The sequence below is a fragment of the Caproicibacter fermentans genome (assembly GCF_009746625.1).
GTDB lineage: Bacteria > Bacillota > Clostridia > Oscillospirales > Acutalibacteraceae > Caproicibacter > Caproicibacter fermentans.
Map to the genome: position 1 here is coordinate 1 of NZ_VWXL01000112.1, position 582 is coordinate 582.

Below are 582 nucleotides of genomic sequence, written 5' to 3' on the forward strand. Positions count from 1 at the left end.
GTTCTACGTAATACCATTTTTGGTGACTGACATGGTTTCAGCTTTTTTCGTTAAGCAAAACCAGAAAAGTTGAGTATTGTTCAATCAAATGAAGAGGCTATTACAAGATGAAAGTTTTGTAGTAGCCCTTCTTGTTTAACTAGATCAAGTATAACGTAAGCGTCAAGCCAGGCAGTGCCTTGACAAAAAAGGAAAGTAACCGGAACAAGTCCGGTTTCTCCCGCACGCTACACGTCTTTGGTTGGCAAAGGACGAAATGGCAGTTTTGAATATTTCTTAATGTCATCAATAATGTTGCCGCGGTTCTCTAATGTTATGAAATTTTTTCTATAATCTTTAACTCCCAAAATAAAAAATCTCTCCTTAAATGTGACAGGTCTATTGGAAATGTAAATGAACTTTTTGCGTATAACTGACCCGGTCTTTTTGTCCTGCGTATACGCAATTCCTGTTTCACTGTCAACGCCGGAACTTTTTTGACCCAAAACGCCGGTCGGAAATGACCCATATCGCCGGTTACATGAGCGCCAGTCACAGTACCGCCGGAATGTCCACCGGCGGTACTGTCTGAACGCCAGCTTT

Annotated in this window: 1 protein-coding gene; it reads right to left on the reverse strand. The window is 41.4% G+C overall.

What is annotated here, in order from left to right:
- Positions 1 to 313 precede the first annotated feature (313 nt).
- A partial coding sequence (locus CAFE_RS19815; protein ID WP_207708905.1) for a hypothetical protein occupies positions 314 to 582 on the reverse strand: 269 nt, incomplete at its 5' end.